Source organism: Paraburkholderia madseniana, from assembly GCF_009690905.1.
GTDB lineage: Bacteria > Pseudomonadota > Gammaproteobacteria > Burkholderiales > Burkholderiaceae > Paraburkholderia > Paraburkholderia madseniana.
On sequence record NZ_VOSW01000113.1, the window covers coordinates 21,565 to 28,483 of the forward strand.

Consider the following 6,919-nt stretch of genomic DNA (forward strand, 5'->3'; position numbering starts at 1 on the left):
CCAGAATCGTCGAGGCAACGCCCCGATCTGGTGTCTTGTCCCGCTCCGCTGCACTCGCTTCGCCCCGCCAAACGCGAAGGCTTTCCGAATCCTGCACACAGCGTTGAGCGCATCACGCAACTTACTGATTCACTGAAGGATTTCCATGAGCCTCAAATGCGGCATCGTCGGCTTGCCTAACGTCGGCAAGTCCACCCTGTTCAACGCGCTGACCAAGGCGGGTATTGCCGCCGAAAACTACCCGTTCTGCACGATCGAGCCGAACGTCGGCATTGTCGAAGTGCCGGACGCACGTTTGAAGGCCCTCGCCGAAATCGTCAAACCGGAGCGCATCCTGCCGGCCGTGGTGGAATTCGTCGACATCGCCGGTCTCGTGGCCGGTGCGAGCAAGGGTGAAGGTCTGGGCAACCAGTTCCTCGCGAACATCCGCGAAACCGATGCGATCACGCACGTGGTGCGCTGCTTCGAAGACGACAACGTGATCCACGTCGCGAACAAGGTCGATCCGCTGTCGGATATCGAAGTGATCAACACCGAGTTGGCGCTGGCCGACCTCGCGACCGTCGAAAAAGCGCTGTCGCGCTATTCGAAGGCCGCCAAGTCGGGTAACGACAAAGAAGCCATCAAGAACGCCGCCGTGCTGGAAAAGGTGCGCGCGCAACTCGACCAGGCCAAGCCGGTCCGCGCGCTCGACCTGTCGGATGAAGAAAAGGCCACGCTCAAGCCGTTCTGCCTGATCACCGCCAAGCCGACCATGTACGTCGCCAACGTGAAGGAAGGCGGTTTCGAGAACAACCCGCATCTGGACGCGGTGTCGAAGTTCGCGGCAGCGGAAAACGCGCCGGTCGTTGCGGTGTGCGCCGCGATCGAAGCGGAAATCGCCGACCTCGAAGAAGCGGATATGGAAGTGTTCCTCGCCGATATGGGCATGCACGAGCCGGGCCTGAACCGCGTGATCCGCGCGGGTTTCAAGTTGCTGGGCCTGCAAACCTACTTCACGGCCGGCGTGAAGGAAGTGCGCGCATGGACGATCCATGTCGGCGACACGGCACCGCAGGCAGCAGGCGCGATTCACACCGACTTCGAGCGCGGCTTCATTCGCGCGCAGACGATCGGCTTCACCGATTTCATCACCTACAAAGGTGAACAAGGTGCGAAGGAAGCCGGCAAGATGCGTGCGGAAGGTAAGGAATACGTCGTCCACGACGGCGACGTGATGAACTTCCTGTTCAACGTTTGAGGCTTCGCCTCGGCGTCAGGCGGTGGCCAGCGAAAGGCTGAACGCCGCCGTAATGGAAGAAGAAGGCCCGCGAAATGCGGGCTTTTTTATTGCCTGCTCTGCGCCCCCTGCCGGGCCTCACATCGCAGCGGCATAGCCATACTTGCCTTGACTGCCGCCATCTGCAGCGGCGAATCGACCAGCACCGCGTCGATCCCCAGACACGCCGCCGCCCGATAATCGTCCGGGTCGTTCACCGCGATCGCGACGATCCGCACATCGGGCTTCCGCCGGAAGCACGCGACCGTCGCGGGCGTCCACAAGCTTGCCTGCACATCCGAGCGTCCCTCGCCAAGCGTGAATTTTTCCACCACCGTCATCTGCCGGTGCAATTCGAACGCCGTGGCGGTGTGTTCAGCCGGCGCGTCCACACAGCCCTGGTTGAGCAGCACGCGCACGAGCCGCGCCCGTGTCGTGTCCCGCGACTCGAACAGCCTGGCATGTGGATACACGGCGAAACTCTGCTGATAGTCCGCTTCCGTCGAATAGATCGATACGCGCGGCCACGCGTTTTCTTCGTCCAGCACACGTGCCACCGCCAGCGCCTGCGGCGCGGCGGGCAGCGCTTTCATATCGAGGATGATCGGCATGGCGGGCGGAATTGCTTGCAACGCTTGCCGCAGCGTCGGAATACCAATCGGGTGATCACGGTAGCGATACGCGTCGCCACGGCGGAAATTCCAGCCGGCGTTCATACGCGCGAGTTCTGCCGCCGTGAATGCGGACACCGGCCCTTTCGTGTCGGTCAATGCCGACAGATCGGCCGGGCGGTACAACACCGGCACGCCGTCCTTGCTCAACTGAACCGTAAGCCACATAGCGTCGGCACGATGTGCGATCGACTGCCGAATCGCTTCGAGCGTGTTTTCGGGCGCGTCGCCAGTGCCGCCGCGATGCGCGATGATCTTCGGCAACGAGGTCACCGTCGACGGCCCGTTATTCGTCGTGGTGGGCGTCAGTCCACATCCCGCGAGCAGGATGAGACTCGCTATCGAGCCGAAAACCGCCAATCGTACTGAACTCTGCATCTGGAATCCTGATTAATAAGCACGCTGATCAAGCGTGCATTGTTTCCGTTTCGTGACAGCCGATGTTAAATTGCGGCAGTCGGCGCCTGTCAAAAAGCGGGCCTCCGCCAGGCACCTGACGCCGGACTGTCATCGAACACAAATAGAATCGCGCGATTCCCATCTGCGCCCGTTCCGTCAGCAATCAATTGCATGGGACCGGAGTAAGCGCTAAAGCGCTAACTCCGGTCGACAAAGGAGATCAAATCGATGCGTTGCAAGCCGTTATTCCGTTCACTTTCCGTTGCCGCCGTGCTGAGCCTCGGCATTAGCCAGGCAGCCCATGCCGCCACTGAAATCCAGTTCTGGCACGCCATGGAAGCCGCCCTCGGTGAGCGTCTGAACGACATCGCCAACGCGTTCAACGCGTCGCAAAGCGACTACAAGATCGTACCGGTGTTCAAGGGCAGCTACGACCAGACCCTCGCCGCCGGCATCGCGGCTTATCGCAGCGGCAACGCGCCGGCCATTCTGCAGGTCTACGAAGTCGGCACCGCGACAATGATGCAGGCGAAGAAAGCCGTGATCCCGGTCTCGGAAGTATTCAAGCAAGCCGGCGTACCGCTCGACGAAAAGGCCTTCGTGCCAACCATCGCCAGCTATTACAGCGACTCCAAGACCGGCGAACTGATCTCGATGCCATTCAACAGCTCGACGCCAGTGTTGTACTACAACAAGGACGCGTTCAAGAAAGCCGGGCTCGATCCGAATCAGCCGCCGAAAACCTGGGCCGAATTGCAGGTGGACGCACAGAAGCTGAAGGCGTCGGGCATGGCGTGCGGTTATTCGTCGGGCTGGCAGAGCTGGATTCAGCTCGAAAACTATAGCGCCTGGCATGGCGCCCCGTTCGCGTCGAAGAACAATGGGTTCGACGGCGCCGACGCGCAGCTCGAATTCAACAAGCCGCTGCAGGTCGCGCACATCCAGTTCCTGCAGAACATGCAGAAGGAAGGCACCTTCACGTACGTCGGCCGCAAGGACGAACCGGTGTCGAAGTTCTATAGCGGTGACTGCGGGATCATTACGAACTCGTCGGGCTCGCTTGCCACAATCAAGAAGTACGCGAAGTTTAATTTTGGCACCGGCATGATGCCGTACGACGCCAGCGTGAAGGGCGCGCCGCAGAACGCGATCATCGGCGGGGCGAGCCTGTGGGTGCTGTCGGGTAAAGATCCGGCGGTGTACAAGGGCGTGGCGAAATTCATGTCTTATCTGTCGTCGGCGCCGGTTGCCGCGAAGTGGCACCAGGACACCGGCTATCTGCCGGTCACAACCGCCGCGTATCAGCTGACCCAGCAGCAAGGCTTCTACGAGAAGAATCCGGGCAGCGATACCGCGATCAAGCAGATGCTCAACAAACCGCCGCTGCCGTACACGAAAGGCTTGCGTCTGGGCAACATGCCGCAGATCCGCACCGTGATCGACGAAGAACTCGAACAGGTGTGGGCGGACAAGAAGACGCCGCAACAAGCGCTCGATTCGTCGGTGTCGCGTGGCGACGAGTTGCTGCGCCGCTTCGAGAAAGCCGGTAACTAACCAAGCACGAACCGGCAAGGTTTCGGTGCGCTCGCACCGAAACCTGTTGTTGCAGCAGAACCTAGGAAACTTCGATGGAAAAGCGCTCCAGCTTCGGCACCAGCGTGCTGCCCTACCTGCTCGTCGCGCCGCAACTCCTGATCACGCTGCTGTTCTTTCTGTGGCCGGCAGGCGAAGCGCTGTGGCAATCCACGCAGAGTCAGGACGCGTTCGGCACGTCGAGCGAGTTTGTCGGGCTTGCCAATTTCAAGCAGTTGTTCGCCGATCCGCTTTACCTGTCGTCGTTCAATACGACGCTGATTTTCTGTGCGCTCGTCACCGTGTTCGGATTGGTGATTTCGCTTCTGCTGGCGGTCTGCGCGGATCGCGTGACACGCGGCGCCAAGGCTTATCAGACCCTGCTGATCTGGCCGTATGCGGTCGCGCCCGCGATCGCCGCCGTGTTGTGGTCGTTCCTGTTCAATCCGAGCATCGGCCTCGTCACCTATGCGCTCGCCAAGTACGGCATCGTTTGGAATCACGCATTGAATGCGGGCCAGGCGATGTTTCTGGTGGTGCTGGCTTCGGTGTGGAAGCAGGTCAGTTATAACTTTTTGTTCTTCTACGCCGGCTTGCAGGCGATTCCGCGCTCACTGATCGAAGCGGCGGCCATCGACGGCGCCGGTCCGGTGCGGCGCTTCTTCGGCATCGCCCTGCCGCTGCTTTCGCCGACCAGCTTCTTCCTGCTGGTGATCAATATCACCTACGCGTTCTTCGACACCTTCCCGGTGATCGACGCCGCCACCGGCGGCGGCCCGGCCCAGTCCACCCGCACGCTGATCTACAAGATTTTCGCCGAAGGCTTTCAGGGGCTGGACATCGGCAGCTCGGGTGCGCAGTCCGTCATCCTGATGGTGATCGTCGTCGCGTTGACGGTCGTGCAATTCCGCTTCATCGAACGCAGGGTTCAATACTCATGATCGAGAACCGCCGCGGTTTCGACCTCTTCTGCCATGCGGTGCTGATTCTCGGCGTCGTGCTGGTGGTGTTTCCGGTGTACGTCGCGTTTTGCGCGGCGACGATGAGCGAGTACGAGGTGTTCAGCGTGCCGCTGTCACTAGTGCCGAGTACGCATCTGTTCGAGAACATCTCGACGGTCTGGTCGCATGGCAGCGGCAATGCGGCGGCGCCGTTCGGCCGCATGCTGTTCAACAGCCTCGTCATGGCGCTGGTGATTTCGATCGGCAAGATCGCCATCTCGATGATCTCCGCGTATGCGATCGTGTTTTTCCGCTTTCCGTTTCGCAATTTGTCGTTCTGGCTGATCTTCGTCACGCTGATGCTGCCGGTCGAAGTGCGCATCTTTCCGACCGTGCAAGTCGTGTCGTCGATGCATATGAGCAATACGTATAGCGGGTTGACGTTGCCGCTGATCGCATCGGCCACCGCCACGTTCCTGTTCAGGCAATTCTTCATGACGCTGCCCGATGAACTGATGGAAGCGGCGCGTATCGACGGCGCGGGCGCAATGCGATTCTTCTGGGACGTGGTGCTGCCTCTGTCAAAAACGAACATGGCGGCGCTCTTTGTCATCACGTTCATTTACGGCTGGAATCAGTATCTATGGCCGATCCTGATTACAAGCCAGCAATCGCTGACCACGGCCGTGGTCGGCATCAAAAGCATGATCGCCTCCGGCGATACCGCAACCGAATGGCATCTCGTGATGACCGCGACGCTGCTCGCGATGCTGCCGCCGCTCGCCGTCGTGCTGACGATGCAACGCTGGTTCGTGCGCGGACTGGTGGACTCGGAGAAGTAACTCGCGCAGCTTGGGCGAGCTTCGGCGTTGGACAAATAAAGAACGCCGCGCAAAGCGTGGCACGCGCGGCAAGCAACGAAAAGGCTAAAACAGCATGGCTGCACTGACTCTGCAAGGCGTTAAAAAGACCTACGACGGCAAACAGTTCGTGTTGCACGGCATCGATGTGGACGTCTCGGACGGCGAGTTCGTCGTGATGGTCGGTCCGTCGGGTTGCGGCAAATCGACCTTGCTGCGGATGGTGGCCGGGCTCGAAGGCATCTCCGACGGCACCGTCTCGATCTCCGGCAAAGTGGTCAATCGCCTGGAGCCGAAAGATCGCAACATCGCGATGGTGTTCCAGAACTACGCGCTGTATCCGCATATGAGCGTCGCCGAAAACATGGGCTACGCGCTGAAGATTGCGGGCGTCGATCGCGCGCAGATTGCGAAGCGCGTGGACGCTGCGGCGCAGATTCTCGAGCTTGGTCCGCTGCTCGCACGCAAGCCGCGCGAGTTGTCCGGCGGGCAACGACAACGTGTCGCCATGGGCCGCGCGATCGTGCGCGAGCCGGCGGTGTTTCTGTTCGATGAGCCGCTGTCCAATCTCGATGCACGCCTGCGCGTGCAAATGCGCCTCGAAATCCAGCGCCTGCATGCACGGCTTGCCACGACCAGCCTGTACGTCACCCACGATCAGATCGAAGCGATGACGCTGGCGCAACGCGTAATCGTGATGAACAAGGGTCACGCGGAGCAGATCGGCGCGCCGACCGAGGTCTACGAGCGGCCGGCGACGGTGTTCGTCGCGAGCTTCATCGGCTCACCGGGGATGAATCTGCTGGAAGGCCGCGTGTCGGATGACGGCTTGACGTTTGAAGTGGCTGGCAACGGTCCGAAACTGCCGCTTACAGGCGTGGCATCGATCGGCCGGGAAGTTGCGAAGGGCCGCGAATGGACGCTCGGCATTCGCCCCGAGCACATGACGCCGGGTCAAGCGGACGCATCCAACGCCACGTTGACCGTCGATTCCTGCGAACTGCTCGGCGCGGACAACCTCGCGCACGGCCGCTGGGGCAAGCACGACGTGACCGTGCGGCTGCCGCACACGCACCGCCCCCCGGCTGGCGAAGCGCTGCAAGTCTCGCTGCCCGCGCAGCATCTGCATTTCTTCGATCCGGCGAGTGGACGGCGCGCGAACTGACGTCGCGAGGGGTGCCCTCTGCCGCCCCACCCCCGCCCCGAAGTACAATGCCA

6 protein-coding genes are annotated in these 6,919 nt (G+C 61.1%); 5 read left to right on the top strand and 1 reads right to left on the bottom strand.

Annotated elements, in window-relative coordinates; translation table 11 throughout:
- Positions 1–145 precede the first annotated feature (145 nt).
- Positions 146–1,240 carry a redox-regulated ATPase YchF gene (gene ychF, locus FSO04_RS38190; RefSeq protein WP_154566637.1) on the top strand — a complete coding sequence of 365 codons (1,095 nt, stop codon included), beginning with the start codon at positions 146–148 and terminating at the stop codon, positions 1,238–1,240.
- A gap of 86 nt (positions 1,241–1,326) precedes the next feature.
- On the opposite strand, the gene FSO04_RS38195 is transcribed toward ychF, so the two are convergent.
- A complete protein-coding gene (locus tag FSO04_RS38195) occupies positions 1,327–2,307 on the bottom strand; it encodes a glycerophosphodiester phosphodiesterase family protein (protein ID WP_154566638.1) in 981 nt (326 codons plus the stop codon).
- Between the two features lie 249 nt (positions 2,308–2,556).
- Between FSO04_RS38195 and ugpB the strand changes: the two genes are divergently transcribed.
- From ugpB to FSO04_RS38215, 4 genes are all read left to right on the top strand, one after another.
- Positions 2,557–3,882, top strand: a complete 1,326-nt coding sequence (gene ugpB / locus FSO04_RS38200; protein WP_154566639.1) for a sn-glycerol-3-phosphate ABC transporter substrate-binding protein UgpB — start codon at positions 2,557–2,559, stop codon at positions 3,880–3,882.
- 74 nt (positions 3,883–3,956) lie between these two features.
- The gene (gene ugpA, locus FSO04_RS38205) at positions 3,957–4,841 is read left to right on the top strand and encodes a sn-glycerol-3-phosphate ABC transporter permease UgpA (protein WP_054036671.1); all 885 of its coding nucleotides are present in this window, start codon (positions 3,957–3,959) and stop codon (positions 4,839–4,841) included.
- On the top strand, positions 4,838–5,683 hold the full coding sequence (gene ugpE / locus FSO04_RS38210) for a sn-glycerol-3-phosphate ABC transporter permease UgpE (RefSeq protein ID WP_154566640.1): 846 nt from the start codon (positions 4,838–4,840) through the stop codon (positions 5,681–5,683). Before ugpA ends, ugpE begins: the two co-directional genes overlap by 4 nt.
- 94 nt (positions 5,684–5,777) lie before the next feature.
- Positions 5,778–6,866, top strand: coding sequence for a sn-glycerol-3-phosphate import ATP-binding protein UgpC (locus tag FSO04_RS38215; RefSeq protein WP_154566641.1), 1,089 nt, complete (start codon positions 5,778–5,780; stop codon positions 6,864–6,866).
- Positions 6,867–6,919 lie beyond the last annotated feature (53 nt).